Source organism: Pseudomonadota bacterium (genome assembly GCA_039196715.1).
Taxonomy (GTDB): Bacteria; Pseudomonadota; Gammaproteobacteria; order CALCKW01; family CALCKW01; genus CALCKW01.
Window position 1 is genome coordinate 1 of record JBCCUP010000060.1, and the last position, 18,380, is coordinate 18,380.

19 protein-coding genes are annotated in these 18,380 nt (G+C 66.6%); 10 read left to right on the plus strand and 9 right to left on the minus strand.

From position 1 onward, the window contains the following. Positions 1-94 precede the first annotated feature (94 nt). Positions 95-322 carry a hypothetical protein gene (locus AAGA11_17090; GenBank protein ID MEM9604583.1) on the minus strand — a complete coding sequence of 76 codons (228 nt, stop codon included), beginning with the start codon at positions 320-322 and terminating at the stop codon, positions 95-97. Between the two features lie 426 nt (positions 323-748). On the opposite strand from AAGA11_17090, the gene AAGA11_17095 reads away from it, so the two are divergent. The 3 genes from AAGA11_17095 to AAGA11_17105 all read left to right on the plus strand — a co-directional run bounded on the left by AAGA11_17095 (position 749) and on the right by AAGA11_17105 (position 5,149). Then, positions 749-2,827, plus strand: coding sequence for a 3-hydroxyacyl-CoA dehydrogenase NAD-binding domain-containing protein (locus tag AAGA11_17095; GenBank protein ID MEM9604584.1), 2,079 nt, complete (start codon positions 749-751; stop codon positions 2,825-2,827). A gap of 61 nt (positions 2,828-2,888) precedes the next feature. Beyond that, positions 2,889-4,076, plus strand: a complete 1,188-nt coding sequence (locus AAGA11_17100; GenBank protein MEM9604585.1) for an acyl-CoA dehydrogenase family protein — start codon at positions 2,889-2,891, stop codon at positions 4,074-4,076. After that, positions 4,073-5,149, plus strand: coding sequence for an acyl-CoA dehydrogenase family protein (locus tag AAGA11_17105; GenBank protein MEM9604586.1), 1,077 nt, complete (start codon positions 4,073-4,075; stop codon positions 5,147-5,149). Before AAGA11_17100 ends, AAGA11_17105 begins: the two co-directional genes overlap by 4 nt. A gap of 13 nt (positions 5,150-5,162) precedes the next feature. Here AAGA11_17105 and AAGA11_17110 read toward each other — a convergent pair whose 3' ends face one another. Further along, on the minus strand, positions 5,163-5,579 hold the full coding sequence (locus AAGA11_17110; protein MEM9604587.1) for a PaaI family thioesterase: 417 nt from the start codon (positions 5,577-5,579) through the stop codon (positions 5,163-5,165). Continuing rightward, positions 5,572-6,066 (minus strand): thioesterase family protein, encoded by a 495-nt coding sequence (locus AAGA11_17115; protein MEM9604588.1) that lies wholly within the window; start codon positions 6,064-6,066, stop codon positions 5,572-5,574. Before AAGA11_17115 ends, AAGA11_17110 begins: the two co-directional genes overlap by 8 nt. 90 nt (positions 6,067-6,156) lie before the next feature. Here AAGA11_17115 and AAGA11_17120 point away from each other — a divergent pair, with 90 nt between their 5' ends. Further along, entirely contained in the window at positions 6,157-6,828 is a 672-nt protein-coding gene (locus tag AAGA11_17120) for an HAD-IA family hydrolase (GenBank protein MEM9604589.1), read from the plus strand. A gap of 31 nt (positions 6,829-6,859) precedes the next feature. Here AAGA11_17120 and AAGA11_17125 read toward each other — a convergent pair whose 3' ends face one another. Further along, positions 6,860-7,792 carry a LysR family transcriptional regulator gene (locus AAGA11_17125; GenBank protein MEM9604590.1) on the minus strand — a complete coding sequence of 311 codons (933 nt, stop codon included), beginning with the start codon at positions 7,790-7,792 and terminating at the stop codon, positions 6,860-6,862. Positions 7,793-8,039: 247 nt separating this feature from the next. Here AAGA11_17125 and AAGA11_17130 point away from each other — a divergent pair, with 247 nt between their 5' ends. Genes AAGA11_17130 through AAGA11_17150 form a run of 5 tightly spaced genes read left to right on the plus strand, consistent with a single transcriptional unit; the run spans position 8,040 to position 13,001 of the window. Further along, a complete protein-coding gene (locus AAGA11_17130; protein ID MEM9604591.1) occupies positions 8,040-8,864 on the plus strand; it encodes an SDR family NAD(P)-dependent oxidoreductase in 825 nt (274 codons plus the stop codon). Next, a complete protein-coding gene (locus tag AAGA11_17135; GenBank protein MEM9604592.1) occupies positions 8,864-9,307 on the plus strand; it encodes a MaoC family dehydratase in 444 nt (147 codons plus the stop codon). The genes AAGA11_17130 and AAGA11_17135 overlap by 1 nt, the downstream gene beginning before the upstream one ends. Next, positions 9,304-10,212, plus strand: a complete 909-nt coding sequence (locus tag AAGA11_17140; protein ID MEM9604593.1) for an SDR family NAD(P)-dependent oxidoreductase — start codon at positions 9,304-9,306, stop codon at positions 10,210-10,212. Before AAGA11_17135 ends, AAGA11_17140 begins: the two co-directional genes overlap by 4 nt. Positions 10,213-10,222: 10 nt before the next feature. Then, complete coding sequence (locus tag AAGA11_17145; protein MEM9604594.1) at positions 10,223-11,425, plus strand: acetyl-CoA C-acyltransferase; 1,203 nt, start codon at positions 10,223-10,225, stop codon at positions 11,423-11,425. A gap of 10 nt (positions 11,426-11,435) precedes the next feature. Beyond that, the gene (locus AAGA11_17150) at positions 11,436-13,001 is read left to right on the plus strand and encodes an acetolactate synthase large subunit (GenBank protein MEM9604595.1); all 1,566 of its coding nucleotides are present in this window, start codon (positions 11,436-11,438) and stop codon (positions 12,999-13,001) included. A gap of 9 nt (positions 13,002-13,010) precedes the next feature. Here the strand turns inward: AAGA11_17150 and AAGA11_17155 are convergent, their stop codons facing one another. Then, positions 13,011-13,673 (minus strand): DUF2799 domain-containing protein, encoded by a 663-nt coding sequence (locus tag AAGA11_17155; GenBank protein MEM9604596.1) that lies wholly within the window; start codon positions 13,671-13,673, stop codon positions 13,011-13,013. Between the two features lie 147 nt (positions 13,674-13,820). Here AAGA11_17155 and AAGA11_17160 point away from each other — a divergent pair, with 147 nt between their 5' ends. Continuing rightward, entirely contained in the window at positions 13,821-14,498 is a 678-nt protein-coding gene (locus tag AAGA11_17160) for a GntR family transcriptional regulator (protein MEM9604597.1), read from the plus strand. A gap of 9 nt (positions 14,499-14,507) precedes the next feature. Here AAGA11_17160 and AAGA11_17165 read toward each other — a convergent pair whose 3' ends face one another. Genes AAGA11_17165 through AAGA11_17180 form a run of 4 tightly spaced genes read right to left on the minus strand, consistent with a single transcriptional unit; the run spans position 14,508 to position 18,362 of the window. Beyond that, entirely contained in the window at positions 14,508-15,344 is an 837-nt protein-coding gene (locus AAGA11_17165; GenBank protein ID MEM9604598.1) for a dioxygenase, read from the minus strand. 52 nt (positions 15,345-15,396) lie between these two features. Further along, positions 15,397-16,704: a TRAP transporter large permease gene (locus AAGA11_17170; protein MEM9604599.1), complete on the minus strand. Its 1,308-nt coding sequence runs from the start codon at positions 16,702-16,704 to the stop codon at positions 15,397-15,399. After that, a complete protein-coding gene (locus tag AAGA11_17175; GenBank protein ID MEM9604600.1) occupies positions 16,701-17,225 on the minus strand; it encodes a TRAP transporter small permease in 525 nt (174 codons plus the stop codon). The genes AAGA11_17170 and AAGA11_17175 overlap by 4 nt, the downstream gene beginning before the upstream one ends. Before the next feature lie 54 nt (positions 17,226-17,279). Further along, positions 17,280-18,362: a C4-dicarboxylate TRAP transporter substrate-binding protein gene (locus tag AAGA11_17180; protein MEM9604601.1), complete on the minus strand. Its 1,083-nt coding sequence runs from the start codon at positions 18,360-18,362 to the stop codon at positions 17,280-17,282. Positions 18,363-18,380: the final 18 nt, after the last annotated feature.

The following is an 18,380-nucleotide window of genomic DNA, read 5'->3' on the forward strand; positions in this document are numbered from 1 at the left end:
CCCGGCTACACAACACTTCACCCCGACGCGTCGATGCGTGCGGAGGTGCATGTGACAAGCTGAATCGGGAGCTGATCCATCAGCACCCGACGCACTACGCCTGGTAGCAGCCGAACAACTCGGCGCCGTCGCCCGACACCGCTGTGGCCGACGAACGGGCGGCGTAGCAGCCGTACAGTTCGGAGCCGGTGCCGGCAAATGCGTTGGCGTCGTCTGCGGCGTAGCAGCCGAAAAGCTCGACGCCGTCACCGAGAAATGTGCAAGATTCCACTGCCTCGGACGCGGCAGCCGTTGCGGTCAGATTTAACGCTGTAGATTGCATGATTTTCAACACTCCTTATTGGTTAATCAAGCGCGTTCGATTATCCATGCGCACTGAAATTAAGCAAGCATTGCGACAGTTAATTGACAGGCGCATGTCGATGTAAATCGATATTCACCGGAATACCCGTCTCCTGATTCGCGGCGGTGATCCCCGCACAACCGGGCAATCGGCTTGCGCACGCGCCAACGACAAACCGACGCCCAAACGACAGGTCCGGACGCACACCCGGTGCAGCACCCGCACGGCGTGTCACCCGTCACGCGGCAACACGCGTGACCACCGTGCGGTTTTCGGCACCGCGTGCAACCGCCTCGGACCCACCGGCCAACCGATGCGCAGAATTCGGCAGGCGTGGCAACGCACGCACCGCAGTCAGGTAGACTGGCCCGTTACCGCCGCCATCCCACACGCAGAGAGGCCCGCATGAGCGATCCGGTCACCCTGGAGGTCGTCGCGTCCACCGCGTTGATCACCGTTGACAACCCCCCAGTCAATGCGGCCAGCGCCGCTGTGCGGCAGGGCCTCGTCGCCTGTGTCGACGGGGCCAACGCCGATCCGACCGTTGAAGTCATCGCTGTCATCGGCGCCGGCCGCACGTTCACTGCGGGCGCCGATATCCGCGAGTTTGGCAAGCCCCCGATCGAGCCGATGCTGGGCGCGGTGTGTTCGCACCTTGAGGCGTCCGAAAAACCGGTGGTTGCCGTGGTGCATGGCACCACGCTGGGTGGCGGTCTGGAGATTGCGCTCGGCTGCCATGCCCGTGTCGGTCTACCGGGTGTTCAACTCGGTTTCCCGGAGGTGTCGCTCGGCATCATTCCCGGGGCTGGCGGCACCCAGCGCGCCCCGCGGTTGTCCGGCCTGGAGAAGGCCGCAGAGTACATTGCCTCCGGGCGTCGACTCGGCACGGATGAGGCCGTGGCGCTCGGTCTGCTCGATGACGTTCAAGACGGCGACCCCCGAACCGTCGCGCTCGCCAGCGCAGAGGCCGTGCGATCAGGCGCACTCGCCACCCGCCGCATCCGCGACATTGCCGTCGAGGACAACGCCGCGGCCATCGACGCCGCCCGCGCCGCAGTCGCCAAACGTGCCCCGCTGCTGGTCGCGCCACAAAAGTGTGTTGATGCCGTGGCCGCCGCCACCCTGCCGCTGGAAGACGGGTTGCGCCGTGAACGCGAGCTGTTCGCCGAGTGCATGGCGACCGACCAGCACCGCGGCCTGGTGCACGCCTTTTTCGCCGAGCGCGCGGTGCAGAAGATCCCCGAGGCAACCGAGACCCCGCGGGACATCGCCACGCTCGGCGTCGTCGGTGGCGGCACCATGGGATCGGGTATCGCCACCGCGGCGCTGTTTGCCGGCTTGCCGGTCACGCTGGTCGAGATGGACGAGGCCGGGCTAGACCGCGCTCGCGGCGCCATCCTGTCCAACCTCGACGGCGCCGTGAAACGCGGCAAGCTCAGCGAATCCAAACGTGAGGCGATCGTCGAACACGCGTTGACGCTGAGCACCGCACTCGACGACCTCGCCGACGTCGACCTTGTCATCGAAGCGGTCTTCGAGGACATGGACGTCAAGAAAGACCTCTTCGCCAAACTCGACATGCTTTGCAAGCCTGACGCCCTGCTCGCGAGCAACACGTCCTACCTCGACATCAATGTCATCGCAGCGCAGACCGGTCGCCCGTCACAGGTGCTCGGTCTGCACTTCTTCTCGCCGGCGCACATCATGCGGCTGCTGGAAGTCGTCGTCGGCGAGAAGACCGCACCCGACGTGGTCGCAACCGGCTTTGCACTCGGCAAGCGCTTGCGCAAGGTCGCCGTGCGCGCCGGTGTGTGCGACGGGTTCATCGGCAACCGGATCCTCGGTCATTTTCGCAAAGTGGCCGATTACCTGATGCTCGACGGTGCCCACTACAGCCAGATCGACACTGCGCTCGAGCAGTTCGGCTTCGCCATGGGGCCGTTTGCCGTCTCCGATCTGGCCGGGCTCGACATCGGCTGGGCGACGCGCAAACGCCTGGCGGCGAGCCGACCGGCCGCAGAACGCGACGTCGGTGTGGCCGACCGCATCTGCGAGCAGGGGTGGTTCGGCCGCAAGACGCAGCGCGGGTTCTACGACTACCGCAGCGGCACGAAAACCGCGCACCCGGAAGTCGACGCCATGCTCGACGCCGAGCGCGCCGCAGCCGGCATCACGCCGGTCGCATTCGCCGACGACGAGATTGTCGACCGCTACATGACCGCCATGATTTCCGAAGCGGTGCGCGTGGTCGAGGACGGTATCGCACTCCGCCCCGTCGACGTCGACACGGTGTTTCTGTTCGGCTACGGCTTTCCGCGCCAACGCGGTGGCCCCCTGCACTACGCCGACACCCTCGGTGCAGCCGAGCTGGTGTCACGCATCGAGCGTTGGGCCGAAGACGATCCACACTACTGGCAGGTGCCCGAGTTGCTGCGCAGCATGGCGACCTCGGGCGGCCGTTTCGCTGACCTCAACACCGCCTGACACCGCGCACAGCATGGGCAACCCCGGCCGCGGCTGCGACGGGCACTGGGAGACACACAGCATGAATTTCGAATTCAGCCCCGAGGAGCGGGCCTTTCAAGCGGAGGTGGAACGCTTTCTGGCCGATCACCTGCCGCGCGACATCGCCGAGAAGGTGCACCGCGGCGAGTCCATCGGCAAGGCCGACACCGAGCGCTGGCAAGCGATCCTCAATGACAAAGGCTGGCTCGCGCTGACCTGGCCGACGGCGTTTGGCGGCACCGGCTGGGACCCGGTGCAGCAGTACCTCTACGACGAGGCCGCCTGGCGTGCCGGTGCACCGCGCACCATCCCGTTCGGGCTCAACATGCTCGGGCCGGTGCTCATCGCCTTTGGCACACCGGAACAGCAGGGCCATTACCTGCCGCGCATCCTCAACGGCGACGACTGGTGGTGCCAGGGCTACTCCGAGCCTGGTGCGGGCTCCGATCTCGCGAGCCTGCGCACCCGCGCCGACCGTGACGGTGACCACTACGTGATCAACGGCCAGAAAACCTGGACCACGCTCGGGCAGCACGCCAACAAGATCTTCTGCCTGGTGCGCACGAGCAGCGAGGGCAAGCCGCAGGAAGGCATCAGCTTCGTGCTGGTCGACCTAGACACACCCGGCATCGAAATGCGCCCGATCAAACTCATCGAGGGTGGCCACGAAGTCAACGAGGTGTTCTTCACCGACGTGCGGGTGCCGGTGGCAAACCTCGTTGGCGAGGAGAACAAGGGCTGGACCATCGCGAAATTCCTGCTCGGCCACGAGCGCACCGGCATCGCCGGTGTCGGCCTATCGCGCCAGACGCTGGTCAAGCTCAAAGAGGTAGCGGCAAGCAGCCGGCGAAACGGCCGTGCGCTGATCGACGACCCACTGTTCGCAGCGCGCATCGCCGAAGTGGAGATCGACCTCGCCGCGATGATGATCACGAACCTCCGCATGTTGAGCCAGGCGCAAGGCAGCCCCGGCCCCGAGGCCTCGATGCTGAAGATCAAGGGCACGGTCATCCACCAGACCCTGAACGACCTGGCGCGCCGTGCGCTCGGCCCCGCGGCCGCCCCGTTCCCGGCGGAGGCGCTCGCGGGCAACCACGCGCTGGTCGATGACACTCAGGCCCGCAACGCCGCGCGCTATTTCAACAACCGGAAACTGTCGATCTTCGGCGGCTCCAACGAGATTCAGCGCAACATACTGACCAAGATGACCCAGGGGGCCCGCCGGTGAACTTCGAAGCCACCGAAGAGCGTCGCATGATCAGCGACGCGCTCGACCGCTTGCTGGCCGAGCACTGCGATGTCGCCAAACGCGACGACACTGCCTTCAACGCACCCTACAGCAACGCCGCCACCTGGCAGGCGTTGAGCGAGATGGGCGCGTTTGCCGCCCTGGCCACCGAGGAGGCCGGCGGCCTCGGTGGTCACGGTTTCGACATCACGACGGTGTTCGAGCGCCTCGGCCGCGCGCTGTGCTGCGAACCGGTCTTGCCGCAGTTGCTGGCCATCCAGCTGCTCTCGAGCGCCGGCAGCGACCGGGCCGAGGCCGCCGTGACCGGCAACGCGCGCTACGCCGTGGCCATCGACGAACCGGACACCTGGTTCGAACTCGAGCCGTTGCAGGCCCGGGCAACCTCACACGGCGACGGCGAGGCCACGCTGAACGGCCGCAAGAGTGTCGTCTACGGCGCACCGGCCGCCACCGATCTGCTCGTGGCAGCCCAACTGGACGGACGGACGGCGCTCTTCGCCGTGGACGCGTCCGCGGTCGAGCTGCACGGCTACGCGCTGATCGACGGCGGCGGAGCGGCGGAGGTCTACCTGCGTGATACCCCGGCCACCCTGCTCATCGCCGACGCCGAAACGGCGTTGCACGCGGCGCTGGACGCCGGGGCGCTCGCGCTGTGTGCCGAGGCGGTGGGCATCATGGATGTGTTGCGCGACACCACGCTCGAGTACCTCGGTACCCGCAAGCAGTTCGGTGTGCCGATCGGCGCCTTCCAGGCGCTGCAGCACCGGTTTGTCGACCTCTCGATTGAAATCGAGCAATCGCGCTCGATCACCCAGCTCGCCGCCGACCGGCTCGCCAAGGCGGACGGTTCACGCACTGTGTCGATGGCCAAGAACCTCATCGGACGCACCGGGCAACTCGTCGCCGAAGAAGCGATTCAGATGCACGGCGGCATTGCGATGACCTGGGAGTACAGCGTGTCGCACTACGCGAAACGGCTGACCATGCTCGACCACCAACTCGGCGACCGCGATCAGCACCTCTACCGCGTGATGGCGGGCCTGCGCGACTGAGCCGCCTCGGCGCTCAGGCCGACCGGTAGCGGAACGCGCCGCTGCCGGTCGCCACCAGCGTCCCGAGGTCGTCGCGCACCTCGCCGTCGGCAAAGAAGGTGCGTCGGCCGCCGCCGCGTTTGCGCGCGCTGGCCAGCAACAGCTCGCCTGCGGGCTGGGCGACAAAATTGACGGTCATCGACAAGGTCATTGCCAGCAGCTTGCGTTTCGGGTCGCCGGTGTAGCACCCGGCGTAGCCCATGGCGGTGTCCAACAGCACGCCGTAGACGCCGCCGTGCGGGATGCCATAGCGGTTGCCGATGTGCGGCACGATCGGCTGCTGAATGACCACCTGATCCGCATCCCAGACCCGCATCTCGAACCCGAGGTGTGCCTGCAGGGGGTAGGCCTGCTCGAAGTGTGCGGGGGTGGGCCAGCTGCTCTCATCCACGGTCATCGCCCTCGTCCGCCGGTACCAGGGTTGCCAAATGAGCGCGCAAGGCGTCGGTGATCGGCACGGGCGTGCGCGCGGACCGATCCACGTGCACGTGCACGAAGTGCCCCTGCGCCGCCGCCAACGCGTCACCGGACTCGAACAGGCCCACGGTGTAGGTCACCGCCGTCCGCCCGAGTCGGTCCACCCGCACGCCGGCGTCGAGGGTCTGCGGAAACCGCACTTCGCGAAAGTAACTGCAACCGGAATCGACCACCAGGAACACAGCGTCGCCCCGTGCCGGGTCGAGCAGCCCGGCGTCCACCAGCGGCCCGTTCACGGCCGTGTCGAACAATTGGTAGTGAACCGCGTTGTTCACGTGGCCGTACACGTCGACGTCCGCCCAGCGCAGCGGAATCGGGTAAAAGCGGGGAAAGTCGGCTCGGGAAAGCGGTTCGGGTCGCGCGCTCATGCAGTCGGGCAGCGTGGCGAGAAGGTGTGTCATCATGCACCAGCCACGGCGTGTCCGCCACGCCTGTCGCCAGCGCCGCGCTGCGCCGACCACACCCGCTTACACCCCACCCGATCCGACTCCATGACCGCTGCTGCTCACCCCGTCGACGCCGTCATTTTCGATTTCGGTGGCGTGTTCACCGAATCACCGCTCACCCAATTCGCCGCCTTCGAGTCCCGGCACGGCTTGCCCGAGCGTTTTCTCGCGGGTGTGATCAAGGCGCGCATGGACGATGGCGCGTTCTCGCAGTTCGAGCGCGGCGAACTCGATTTCGACACCTTCGACCGCGCGTTCCTCGCCGAGACCACCGCAGCAGGCCACCCGGTTGCGGGCCGCGACCTGATGGACCTGCTGTCGTTGCCACTGCGAGACGGGATGGTGCAGGCGCACGCTCAGCTGGTGTCCCGGGGCGTGAAGACAGGCTGCATCACCAACAACACGCCGGGGAGTACCGCCAGCGATTGGGTCAAAGCAGACCAGCGCGGTGACGTTGCGCGGGTGTTCGACCGCTTCGAGGTGGTGCTCGAAAGCGCAACCGTCGGCCTGCGCAAACCCGAACCCGCGATCTACACGCTGATGTGCGAGCGCCTGGGCGTCGAGCCGACGCGTTGCGTTTTCCTGGATGACCTCGGCGTGAACCTCAAGCCGGCCCGTCGACTCGGCATGCACACGATCAAGGTGCCGCTGACCCAGTGGCAGACCGCACTCGACGCGCTCGAGGCGGTGCTGGGCTACGGGGTGCGCGGCGCCTGATCATCAGGCGCTACGGCGGCGCGGTTGGGGCTCACCCGCCGTGTTTTTCCGCGGCGCGGGTGGCGATCTCGCGCATGCGGGTGCAGAGCTGGTCGGCGACCGGCAACAACGGCAGGTCGCGCAGGCGGGCAACTACCCCCGGCACGGCACCGGTGAGCGGGTACCCGTCCACCGGCAATACCGCAATCTGGTCTTCACGCCCCACCTGGCGGAACAGCAAGGGCGACACCACCGCCACCGCGTCGGTGGACAACAGCAGCTGGCGCAACAAGCCCATGTCGTGGGTGGTCAGGAAAACCGAGCGGAACTCCTCGATGTTCTTGAACTGATCCGGCCAGCCACCGCGGATTTTCTCGAGCAACCAGTCCGGCACATCGCCGGCGAGCACCGGGTACTGCACCACGTCGCGCGAGGTCACCGTTTCGCGCGACGCGAGCGGGTGCGACCTGCGGCACAACGGCAACGGGGGTGCGAGCGGCATCTCGTCCCAGGTGATGCTGTCGTCAAAGTGCTCGGGTGGCAGACCGATGTACAGGTCGATGCGCTTTTCGCGCAGGGCTTCGGTGCACCCGTTCCAATTGCAACTGTGCACGCGAATCCGAACGTCCGAGCTGTGTTGCATCAGCTCGATCAACACGGGCGCCAACAGCGATTCGCTGAGGTTCGGGTCCGCACCGATGACCAGGGAACCCGAGCCGTTGTCACGCATCTGCGCGACGTCACGCTCGGCGCGCTCCATCTCGGCGAGGGCAATCGACGCCGACTCCAGCAACCGTCGGCCGATGGCTGTGGGCACGGTGCCGCGTTTGCCGCGCACGAACAGGGTCACCCCGTAGTGCTGCTCCAGTCGGGCAATCGACTGACTCAGCGCGGAGTGGGTCATGCCGAGCCGCGCTGCCGCTTTGCGGTAGTTGCCGGTTTCGCCGAGCGTTTGCAGCTGGCGAAAACCTCTGAGGATATCCATGCGGATGCGTGACCCCGAAAACTGAACATGTCATACCAATTTGTTCAGTTGTAACAAACAATTCCACGCGTGACTATCCAAATGGGCTATGACCGGGAATTGGTCCAGCACACTGGACCAGCCCGCCGCCACGCCGGATTGCGCCGCGCTCCGCGGCCGAACGCCCGCTGCGCGCGACACCACCGACTTCTGGAGAACAGGTACCATTCACGCTTTGCGCGCAGTCGCTCCGACCCAAGGACACCCCATGACGCCCGAGTCTCTGTTCAGCTTGCACGGCAAGACGGCCCTGGTCACCGGCGGGGCAACCGGCATCGGTCTGATGGCCGCCGAGGGTCTGGTCTGTGCCGGCGCCACGGTGCTGATCGCCAGCCGCAAGGGCGACGCCTGTGCCGCAGCGGCCGACGCGCTCAACGCCCTCGACGCCCCGGGCCGCGCCGAGGGCTTGAGCGGTGACGTGAGCTCCGAGGTGGGTATCGCCGAGCTGGTTGCCACACTCGATGCGCGCGACACCCCGCTGCACATTCTCATGAACAACGCCGGCACCACCTGGGGGGCGCCGCTCGGCGAGTTCCCGTACACCGCTTTCGACCGGGTTTTTTCGGTCAACGTCACGGGCATGTTCATGCTGACCCAGGCTCTGCTACCGCGCCTGCGCGAGGCAGGCACGCTCGACGACCCGGCTCGGGTGATCAACGTCGGCTCGGTCATGGGTGAAATCCCGATGGGCGACGGGGCGTACAGTTACGCCTTCTCGAAATCCGCCGTACACCAGATGACCCGCATCCTCGCCAAGGAGCTCGCCGGCGACGCGATCACGGTCAACGCGCTGGCCCCCGGGCCCTTTGTCAGCAACATGACCGCCTTCGCCACCGCCGACGAAGCGACACGGGCGCGGGTCGGCGACGGCGTGCCGGCCGGCCGCGTCGGGCGCAAGGAAGACATCGCGGGCACGGTGCAGTACCTCTGCGGCCTGGCCGGGAGCTACGTCACCGGCGCGGTGATACCGCTCAGCGGCGGCATCAACGTGACCACCGGGCCGTCGATCTTCGAGCGGGCACAGGCGGACTGATGCCCGATCAACCTGACAGCCTGCCCCCATCGCGCTGGTTCACGGTCTCGCAGGACACGATCGACACCTTTGCCGAGGTCACGCACGACCCGCAATTCATCCACACCGACCCGGTGCGCGCCGCCGCCGAGACGCCGTTTGGCGGCACGATTGCGCACGGGTTCCTGAGTTTGTCATTGCTCTCGGCGATGGCGATGGATGTGCTGCCGCGGGACGGGTCCGTCGCGATGGCTGTCAACTACGGCTTCAACCGCGTGCGCTTCGTGTCGCCTGTGCCGAGCGGTGCGCGTGTCCGCGGGGTCTTCCGCGTTGCGGCGCGCGACCTCAGTACACCGGGACAGCAGACCACCACCTTCGATGTGGCCGTCGAGATCGAGGGCCACGACAAACCGGCCCTCGTCGCCGAGTGGATCACGCGACAGTACGTCAAGGATTCCCCATGAGCATCCGCTTTGACGGCCGCGTTGCGGTCGTGACCGGCGCCGGCACCGGACTGGGCCGTGCACATGCACTCGGGCTCGCCGCGCGCGGCGCCAAGGTCCTGGTCAACGACCTCGGCACCGCCGGTGACGGCCAGGGTCGGTCGTCGGCCGCCGCCGAGGCCGTGGTTGCCGAGATCGAGGCCAACGGCGGTGAAGCGATGGCGAGCGGCGCCAACGTCGCCGACCGCGACGAAGTCGATGCGATGGTGGACGCGGCGCTGTCGGCGTGGGGACGCGTGGACATCCTCGTCAACAACGCCGGCATTTTGCGCGACAAGACCTTCGCCAAACTGGACCTCGACGACTTCGACGCCGTGATGGCGGTGCACGTCGGCGGCAGTGTGAACTGCACCCACCGCCTGTGGCCGGTGTTTCGCGAACAGGGCTACGGCCGCGTCGTGTTCACGTCGTCGGCGTCCGGCCTCTACGGCAACTTCGGACAGAGCAACTACGGCGCGGCCAAGGCCGCGATGCTCGGCCTGATGAACGTGCTCCACCTCGAGGGGCAACGCGATGACATCCGCGTCAACACGCTGGCCCCGACCGCGGCGACGCGCATGACCGAGAGCCTGCTGCCCGCCGAGGCGCTGCCCCTGCTGCAACCGGAGACCATCACACCCGGCCTGCTCTACCTCGTCAGCGAGGCCGCGCCATCGCGCGTCATCCTCGCAGCGGGCGCCGGCTGCTACGCTCAGACCGTGGTCACCGAAACCGACGGCATCCTGCTGCCGGCTGCAGACAACACACCCGAAAACGTCGCCGCCCGGTTCGACGAGATCTGCGACACCGCCGTGTCGCACGACCTGCAAAGCGCGTTTGACCAGACCCGTCGGTTCGCCGCGCGGGCCGCTACTTCGCTCTCCTGAGGACACCCCCATGCGTGACGCCGTCATCGTATCCACCGCCCGGACGCCGATCGGCAAGGCCTACCGCGGCGCGTTCAACAACACCCCTGCGCAGACGCTCGCGGGCCACGCGATCGCACACGCCGTCGAACGCGCCGGTGTCGACCCGGCCGACGTCGACGACGTCGTGCTCGGCGCCGCGCTGCAGCAGGGTTCAACCGGCGGCAACATCGCCCGTCAGGCGGCCTTGCGCGCCGGTTTGCCCGTGACCGTCGCCGGCATGTCGCTCGACCGCCAGTGCGCGAGCGGCATGATGGCCATCGCCACCGCCGCCAAACAGATCGTCCACGACGGCATGCAGATCGCCGTGGGCGGCGGCGTCGAATCGATCAGTCTGGTGCAGAACGAGCACATGAACCGCCACCGCGCCACCGACCCCTGGTTGGTCGAGCACACACCGGCGGTCTACATGACGATGCTTGAAACCGCGGAGACCGTCGCCGACCGCTACGGCGTGTCGCGCGAGGTGCAGGACGCCTACGCCGTGCAGTCCCAGCAACGCACAGCTGACGCCCAGGCCGCCGGCCGGTTTGATGCCGAGATCGTCCCCCTGCCCGCCACCATGCTGGTCATGGACAAGGAGAGCAAGGAGATCAGCGAGCGCGAGGTCGTGCTCGAGAAGGACGAGGGCAACCGGCCAGGGACCTCGATCGAGAACCTCGCCGGGCTGAACCCGGTGTTCAAGGACGGCCAGGTGGTGAAGGCCGGCCAGTTCATCACCGCGGGCAACGCCAGCCAGTTGTCCGACGGTGCCTCGGCCAGCCTGCTGATGGAGGCGCGCGAAGCCGAGCGGCGTGGGCTCTCGCCGCTCGGGCGTTACGTCGGCATGACCGTGGCGGGCTGCGAGCCCGATGAGATGGGCATCGGCCCGGTCTTCGCCGTGCCGAAGCTGCTCGAACAACACAAGCTCGCCGTCGACGACATCGGCCTCTGGGAGCTGAATGAAGCCTTCGCGGTGCAGGTGCTGTATTGCCGTGACACCCTTGGTATTCCAGACGACCGTCTGAACGTCGACGGTGGGGCCATTTCGGTCGGCCACCCTTACGGTATGTCCGGCGCACGGCTGGTCGGCCACGCGCTGATCGAAGGCAAACGGCGCGGCGTCAAGTACGTCGTGTGTACCATGTGTATCGGCGGCGGCATGGGCGCGGCCGGGCTGTTCGAGGTGCTTTGAGCGAGTCACCATGAGCGCACTGCACAACGGCGCCGAGACGCTGGTCGAGACCCTCTCGACCAGCGGAATCGACGTCTGCTTCACCAACCCGGGCACCTCCGAGATGCACCTCGTGGCGGCACTCGACCGGCTCGACGGGCCGCGCTGCATACTCGGCCTGTTCGAGGGCGTGGTCACCGGCGCTGCGGACGGCTACGCGCGCATGACTGGCGTGCCTGCAGCCACGCTGTTGCACTGCGGACCGGGGCTGACCAACGGGCTCGCGAACATCCACAACGCGCGCAAGGCCGGCTCCGCCATGGTGAACCTGATCGGCGACCACGCGACCTGGCACGTCGAGCACAACGCCCCGCTGACGGCTGATGTGGTGGGCCTCGCCTCGCCGCTCTCGGACTGGGTCAAGCTCACGCCAGACGCCACCTCCCTGGCCGCGGACGCGGCGGACTGCGTGGCCGCGGCGCGGGCCTGCAACGGCAAGATCGCAAGCCTTGTTGTGCCCGGCAACGCGGCCTGGGACCCAGCCGGGGCGGCAGCAGCCCGCGTCGCACCCGCAGCGGCGCTCACCGTCGAGGCCGAGCGCATCGACGCGGCTGCACGACGCTTGCGAAACGGCAAGCGCACCGCCCTGCTCGTTGGCGGCGCCTGCCTGCACGCCAAGCCACTCGCACTCGCCGGTGCGATCGCGGCTCACTGCGACGCCCGGTTGCTGTCACCGAGCTCGAACGCCCGCACCGCCCGCGGTCGAGGCCGCACACCCATCCAACCGGTGCCCTACCCGGTCGACCAGGCGCTGGCCTTGCTCGCCGACATCGAGCAGGTCGTGCTGGTCTGCACGGCCGCCCCGGTGGGGTTCTTTGCCTATCCGCAGACCCCGAGTTCGATGCTGCCGCCGGGCTGTGAGGTCGTCGAACTCGCCGGCGTGGACGCCGACGGACCCGCGACCCTGCAGGCGCTGGCAGACGTGCTCGGCGTGGGGCCGGCTCCGCCGCAGGCACCGAGCGACGCCCTCAGCCTGCCGCAGGACGCGGCTTTGACACCGACGCTGGTCAACGCGGTCGTCGCCTGTCGTCTGCCCGAACAGACCGTGCTGGTCGACGAGGCGATCACCGGCGGACGCGACCTGCTGCAGTTCACCCCGCGTGCGGCACCGCACGATCACCTGCAGATCGTCGGGGGGTCGATCGGGGCCGGCCCGCCCCTCGCCACCGGTGCTGCCGTCGCCTGCCCCGACCGCCAGGTCATTGCCCTGCAGGCCGACGGCAGCGCGATGTACACGCTGCAGGCACTCTGGACGCAGGCGCGCGAGCAGCTGAACGTGGTGACCATCGTCTACGCCAACCGGGCCTACCGTATCCTGCAACACGAGTTGCGCAACGTCGGTGCACAGCAAGGCGATCAGATCGGGGATGTCGCACGCAGCATGATGCGCCTGGACGACCCGACGCTGGATTTTGTCCAGCTGGCTGGCGGCATGGGCGTACCGGCGACGCGGGTCGATTCGGTGACGAAGCTCGACCGTGCGCTCACGGAGGCCGTGTCCACGGCCGGCCCGACGCTCATCGAAGCGGTGCTGTAGCGGCTGTCGTCAGGAGCCGCTGAGCAACCGCTGGCGGTGCGCTTCGACGGCGGCGTCCGCACGCGCAACCTCGGCGCTCAGTTGCACCAGGTCGGTTTGCAGGTCCTGGATGTCGCGGTTGAGCTCCGAGATCTCGAACTGCGCCTTGACCTGGTCTGCCTGTGACAGGCCTGCAAAGCCTTTGAGCACCTCCGAGAGTTCGTCCTGCTTGCTCTCGATGTCCCGCTTGGCGCTGTCGAGCTCGCTTTGGGCCGTGTACGCGTTGTAGCCCACCTGGTAGGACTCGAGAAATGCCGAGGCGGTCGCCACCGGGCACACCCCCTGATAGCTGTTGCCTTGCTGTCCGACATAGAGTCCGTTCTGCGGTGTGCAGTAGCGTGCCAGACCGCGATCAAACCCGCTGTTCCACGCGAGCCGATCGGGTGTGATCGACACCTTGGCGCACGCCTTGGTGTGGCCGGCAAACCGGGCTTGCGGTTCGTAGCCCGCAGCCCCGTCACGCTCGCCGATCGCCGCCCAATCCGCGCTGAGGCACTCTTCCTTGGACAGGGTTGCGCAGCCAGAGAGCCCGACACACACCACCGCGACGCTCAGCAGCCGCGAGGCGCCCTTCAGAGGGCTGTGCCTGCCGATGACGCCAGACGTTTCCAAAGCCAAGACCGCTGTTCGCATACCGCACACCCGTTTCGATTCGCGTCGCGCCGACGCCGCTCCCGTGTCACGCAACCTTAGCAAAGGGCAGCCCGATCCACCGACCACAGCCCCGAAAACCTGAGCGATTCGTTGAAAACGGCATGAATATCGATATTATTTCACCCTATGCCCGAATCAACGAGCCAACCCGGTGCCACCGGGTCACAGACGCAACAGGCGTACGACACACTGCGACACCTGATCGTGACCTGTGCCCTGCCGCCGGGTGAAAAGCTCAAGATCGACGGCCTGCGTCAGCGGCTGGCCATCGGCGCATCCCCGATCCGAGAGGCGCTGAGCCTGCTCACGAGCGACAACCTGGTCGAGCGAATCGACCAACGCGGCTTTCGCACTGCTCGCATCAGCGCGGCGCACTTCGAGGAAATCCTGACGCTGCGCTGCACCCTCGAGGACCTCGCGTTGCGCGAGAGTTTCGCGGGTGCAACCGACGCCTGGGAAGAGAGCGTCGTGCTCGCGCACCACCGCATGCAACGGGCCGACGCCGAGCGCTTCGAGCAGCACCACAAGGCGTTTCACATGGCGCTGATCGCCAACACAGACGCCCCGATCCTGTTGAAGTTCTGCTCGCAGCTCTACGACCTCAACATCCGCTACCGCTACCTCGCCGGCAGCGCACTCAACTACCGACGCCGCGACGTCGCGGACGAACACCAGGGGATTCTCGACGCGGTGGTGGCTCGCGACGTGGACCTTGCCTCCGAGCGGCTACTGAGCCACTACCGTCTGACCGGTGCCTTTCTGAGCGGCCTGCTCGACCACGGTGAACTCAGCGCCGCACGCTGAGCTGCCTGCTCACGCCGGCTCCGGCGCGAGCACCATATCGAATTCAACGTAGTCGAACACGTCGCCAACCTGACCGGACAACGTGAAGCCATCAGTTGGAAACGCGGCCGCAGGCCGTTTCTCGTAGTGCATTACCAAATCACGCCGTACGCCGAACACCGTGTCCTGGTCGAGGTAGGGATCATCGTCGGGAAACACCTCGGTCACGAGGGTGCGAAAGCCCGGTGCCGATACGATGAAATGCAGGTGCGACGGCCGCCAGGGGTGGCGATCACAGCTGCGCAGGATGTCGCCGACCGGTCCGTCGGACGGCACGGTGTAAGGCACAGGTTTCACAGTGGTGAATCGGTACCGCCCGGCCGCGTCTACGGACTGCAAGCCGTGAAAGGAATATACGTCTTGCGCCGGGTCCTGGCTGGAATACAAGCCGTTCGGCGCGGTCTGCCAGATGTCGAGGGTGGCCCCGGTCACCGGCGCACCGGACGGCGCAGTCACCCGGCCTTCGACCAGCAGCACCGGCTCGTCGAGATCGCCGCGCAAATCCCCACCGAGTGGCAGGTTCGGTGCGCCGGTGATGTGAAACGGCCCGAGTACCGAGGACGAGGTGCCCTCTGTCGTGCTGTGCAACATGTCCACCAGCGAAGACAGGCCCAGTACGTCGGAGAGCAACACGAACTCGTGGCGCTCGGCGTCGGAGATGTCGCCGCAGGCTTCGAGAAAGGCAATGCCCTCGCGCCACTCGGCGTGGGTCAACCGGGTCTCGCGGGCGAAGTCGTGCAGGTGACGCACCAACGCCCCCATGATCTCGCGAGTGCGCGGGGTCACATCGTCGCCCAGGTAGGCCATGAACACGTCGGTCAGGTTGTCGGCTTACACGTCGCGCACGGTGAAAGGATCCTCAGTTCAAGATGGCCAGGCTCAACGCCGGGTAGCGGATCAGCAGGACCAGCACCAGCAGCATCACGAACGCGAACGGCAGGGCACCGAGAAACACATCCTTGAGTGCAATGCGGTCGTCGTCGAGCGTTGCCTTGATGACAAAACAACTCAAACCGAGCGGCGGGGTGAGCAGCCCGATCTCAGCCGCGACGACACTGACGATACCGAACCACACCAGGCTCAGGCCCATGGGTTCGATGACCGGCAGAAAGAGCGGCACCACGATCAGGATGATCGAGGCGGTGTCGAGAATGGTGCCGAGAAACAGCATGAGCACCACGTAGAGCACCATGATGCCGAAGAAGCTGAACTCGCGCTCCGCGAGCAACATCGAGAGTTCGTTCGGCAAGCCGGCGAGGCCCAGCATCCGCGCGTAAATCGAGGCCGCGGTGATCAGAAACAGGATGGCCGCCGTGATATGCCCGGTCTCGAGCACGGTTTCCCAGAACACCCGGAACGTGACACGGCGGCGCACCACCGCAATCAGTATGCCGAGCAAGGAACCCGCCGCCCCCGCCTCCACCGGCGTGGTCCAACCGGTGTAGATGCCACCGAGCACGACCGCGATCAGCGCGAGGGTTGGCAGCGTCTTGGCCGCGATCTCGGGCCAGGGCATCAAGGCACTGGCCTGCGCCATCTGTCCGCCGACGAAACCCGGCGTGAATCGCCCGAGCAGTGCAATCGCGACCACGTAGGCCACGGCCAGCAGAATGCCAGGCACGACACCGGCGAGGAACATCTCGCCGACCGACTGCTCGGCGACGAAGGCGTAGATGATCAGCATCGCCGACGGCGGAATGATCATGCCGAGCACGGAGCTGCCCGCCACCACGCCCACGGCGAAGCGCGGGTTGTAGCGAAACGACAGCATCTCGGGTACCGCCATCTTGGAGAACACCGAGGCCGACGCGATCGAGGAGCCGGTCACCGCGGCAAACACGGCGTTGGCGCCGACTGTCGCCATGCCGATGCCACCAGTCAGCCGCCGAAATGCCTGGTTCATGACGCTGTAGACGTCGGCACCGAGCCCCGCCTTGGAGACAATGAGACCCATGAAGGTGAACAGCGGTATGGTCGCGAAGGTGTACTCCATTGCGCTGTCGCCGGTGGCAATCTTGAGCAGCGCAAACGAGAGCTCGACACTGTCGCGCATGAACCAGATGGCGACAAAGCTGACGAGCCCGAGTGCGATCGGGATGTACACACCGAGGTAGATCAGCAGCACGATCGCCACCACCGAACACAGGCCGATCTCGATCGGGGTCATCGCGTCGCGCCTCGGGCGGGGCCGGTGTTGCTCTGTGTGCCGAGCAGACCGTGCAGGATGAAGTGGAGGACGCAGAGCGCGGCACTGCAGACGATCACGAGCTTCACCGGCCACCACGGCGCGGTGAACACGCCGGGCACCCCGAAGAAGTCACGCGTCTCGTACATGTCAACGAATTCGGGCCACATCGCGTACACGATGAGGCCCATGAACACCGCACTGAGCAGGTCGATCAGCCGCCGCAGGCCGTCCGATGCGCGCGCCCGGTGTTGACCGAGCAGGCTCAGGAAACCGTCCGAGCGGGTCAGGCGCCCGACCCGCACCACGTCGGGCAACTGCAGGAAGACGATCAGCACCATCGAGAACTGCACCACTTCGACGGCGCCGAGAAAGGGCTTGCCGAAGACACTGCGCGCGATGATGTCGTAGTTGACGACGGCGATCAGCATCAGCACGACCGCCGTCCCGACGGCGTTCGCCACGATGGCGACGCCGTCGGCCAGGCGTTTGACCGTGCGCATCACGGGGCCACGCGGTCCGCTACTGCGCGCGACCGCGCCCACCGTCTTCGGCGATCAGGGTGCACCGTTTGCCCAATCCACCACCGGCTCGAAACCGGCTGCCTTGAGCTTGTCCATGTAGGCAACCAGCATGTCAGTGCCCGGCTGGCCCTTGCCGTTCAGCGACGCCGCCCACTCGTGTGCGACATTCGGCATCGCCTCCGCCCACCCCTTGCGCTCGGCCGGGTCCATCTCGACGATGGTGCCGCCTGCCTCGACGTAGGCGTCACGGCTGGCCTGCGCCCGGTCCATCGCGATACTGGCGACATGGTCCCGGTAGGCCACCGCGACCTCCTGCAGCACGCCTTTGACCTCGTCGGGCAGTTTGTCCCAGTAGCGCTTGTTGACCGTGATGGTCTTGGAGTTCACCGCACCGATGTCCGCGCGCAGCATGTAGGGCGCAACCTCGGCGATCTTGAAGGTCTTGGCGGCTTCGGGCCAGAGCATGGCGTGGTCGACCAGGCCGGTCTGCAGCATGTTGTAGAAGTCGGTCAGGCCACCGCGCACGCCGGCCGCCCCCTCGATGCCCTCGAGATACCGCAGGTTCATGCCGGCACCCGCCACCTTTCCGCCCTCGACATCCGCGAGCGAGGAGATCGGGTTGCGCGAGAAGATCTGGTAGGTGTCGAGCACGACACCGGTCGCGAGATAGACCTGGTTCTGTGCGTCAAACTCGGCCTGCATCGCCGGGTATTCCTTGGCGATCTCGTCGACCGCCTTGGCAACGGCGCGAGCGTCCGCGGCAACGAACGGGGTCACCGCGGATATCGCCTGGCTGGGCAACTTCGAGTTGTGAAAGATGGTGGTCACGATGCCGATGTCACCGAGTCCGAGCTTGATGCCCTCGAGCACGCCCTTGGGCTTGACGATGGTGCCACCGTAGCTCTCCTGCCAGGCCATTTTGTAGTTGCCGGACGCCGCCAGACGCTTGTCGATCTCCGGGATGAAAAAGTTGGTGAACTCCTTCACCCAGAGCGCGCGCGCCGGGTAGCCGTCGATCACCACGGCGTTGATGGTTTCCGCTGCTGCCACGGGCAAGGCGCTCGCGCCGAGTAACAGTGACGCTGCGAGGCAGCTTTGGGTCAGGCGTTTGATCATGGTTTCCCCTCCTCGGTG

Bases quoted from the DNA above. Each gene is read 5' to 3' on its own strand.
- AAGA11_17090 (MEM9604583.1), bottom strand. From the start codon at position 322: ATGCAATCTACAGCGTTAAATCTGACCGCAACGGCTGCCGCGTCCGAG.
- AAGA11_17095 (MEM9604584.1), top strand. From the start codon at position 749: ATGAGCGATCCGGTCACCCTGGAGGTCGTCGCGTCCACCGCGTTGATC.
- AAGA11_17100 (MEM9604585.1), top strand. From the start codon at position 2,889: ATGAATTTCGAATTCAGCCCCGAGGAGCGGGCCTTTCAAGCGGAGGTG.
- AAGA11_17115 (MEM9604588.1), bottom strand. From the start codon at position 6,066: ATGACACACCTTCTCGCCACGCTGCCCGACTGCATGAGCGCGCGACCC.
- AAGA11_17120 (MEM9604589.1), top strand. From the start codon at position 6,157: ATGACCGCTGCTGCTCACCCCGTCGACGCCGTCATTTTCGATTTCGGT.
- AAGA11_17125 (MEM9604590.1), bottom strand. From the start codon at position 7,792: ATGGATATCCTCAGAGGTTTTCGCCAGCTGCAAACGCTCGGCGAAACC.
- AAGA11_17130 (MEM9604591.1), top strand. From the start codon at position 8,040: ATGACGCCCGAGTCTCTGTTCAGCTTGCACGGCAAGACGGCCCTGGTC.
- AAGA11_17135 (MEM9604592.1), top strand. From the start codon at position 8,864: ATGCCCGATCAACCTGACAGCCTGCCCCCATCGCGCTGGTTCACGGTC.
- AAGA11_17140 (MEM9604593.1), top strand. From the start codon at position 9,304: ATGAGCATCCGCTTTGACGGCCGCGTTGCGGTCGTGACCGGCGCCGGC.
- AAGA11_17145 (MEM9604594.1), top strand. From the start codon at position 10,223: ATGCGTGACGCCGTCATCGTATCCACCGCCCGGACGCCGATCGGCAAG.
- AAGA11_17150 (MEM9604595.1), top strand. From the start codon at position 11,436: ATGAGCGCACTGCACAACGGCGCCGAGACGCTGGTCGAGACCCTCTCG.
- AAGA11_17155 (MEM9604596.1), bottom strand. From the start codon at position 13,673: ATGCGAACAGCGGTCTTGGCTTTGGAAACGTCTGGCGTCATCGGCAGG.
- AAGA11_17160 (MEM9604597.1), top strand. From the start codon at position 13,821: ATGCCCGAATCAACGAGCCAACCCGGTGCCACCGGGTCACAGACGCAA.
- AAGA11_17165 (MEM9604598.1), bottom strand. From the start codon at position 15,344: ATGGCCTACCTGGGCGACGATGTGACCCCGCGCACTCGCGAGATCATG.
- AAGA11_17170 (MEM9604599.1), bottom strand. From the start codon at position 16,704: ATGACCCCGATCGAGATCGGCCTGTGTTCGGTGGTGGCGATCGTGCTG.
- AAGA11_17175 (MEM9604600.1), bottom strand. From the start codon at position 17,225: ATGCGCACGGTCAAACGCCTGGCCGACGGCGTCGCCATCGTGGCGAAC.
- AAGA11_17180 (MEM9604601.1), bottom strand. From the start codon at position 18,362: ATGATCAAACGCCTGACCCAAAGCTGCCTCGCAGCGTCACTGTTACTC.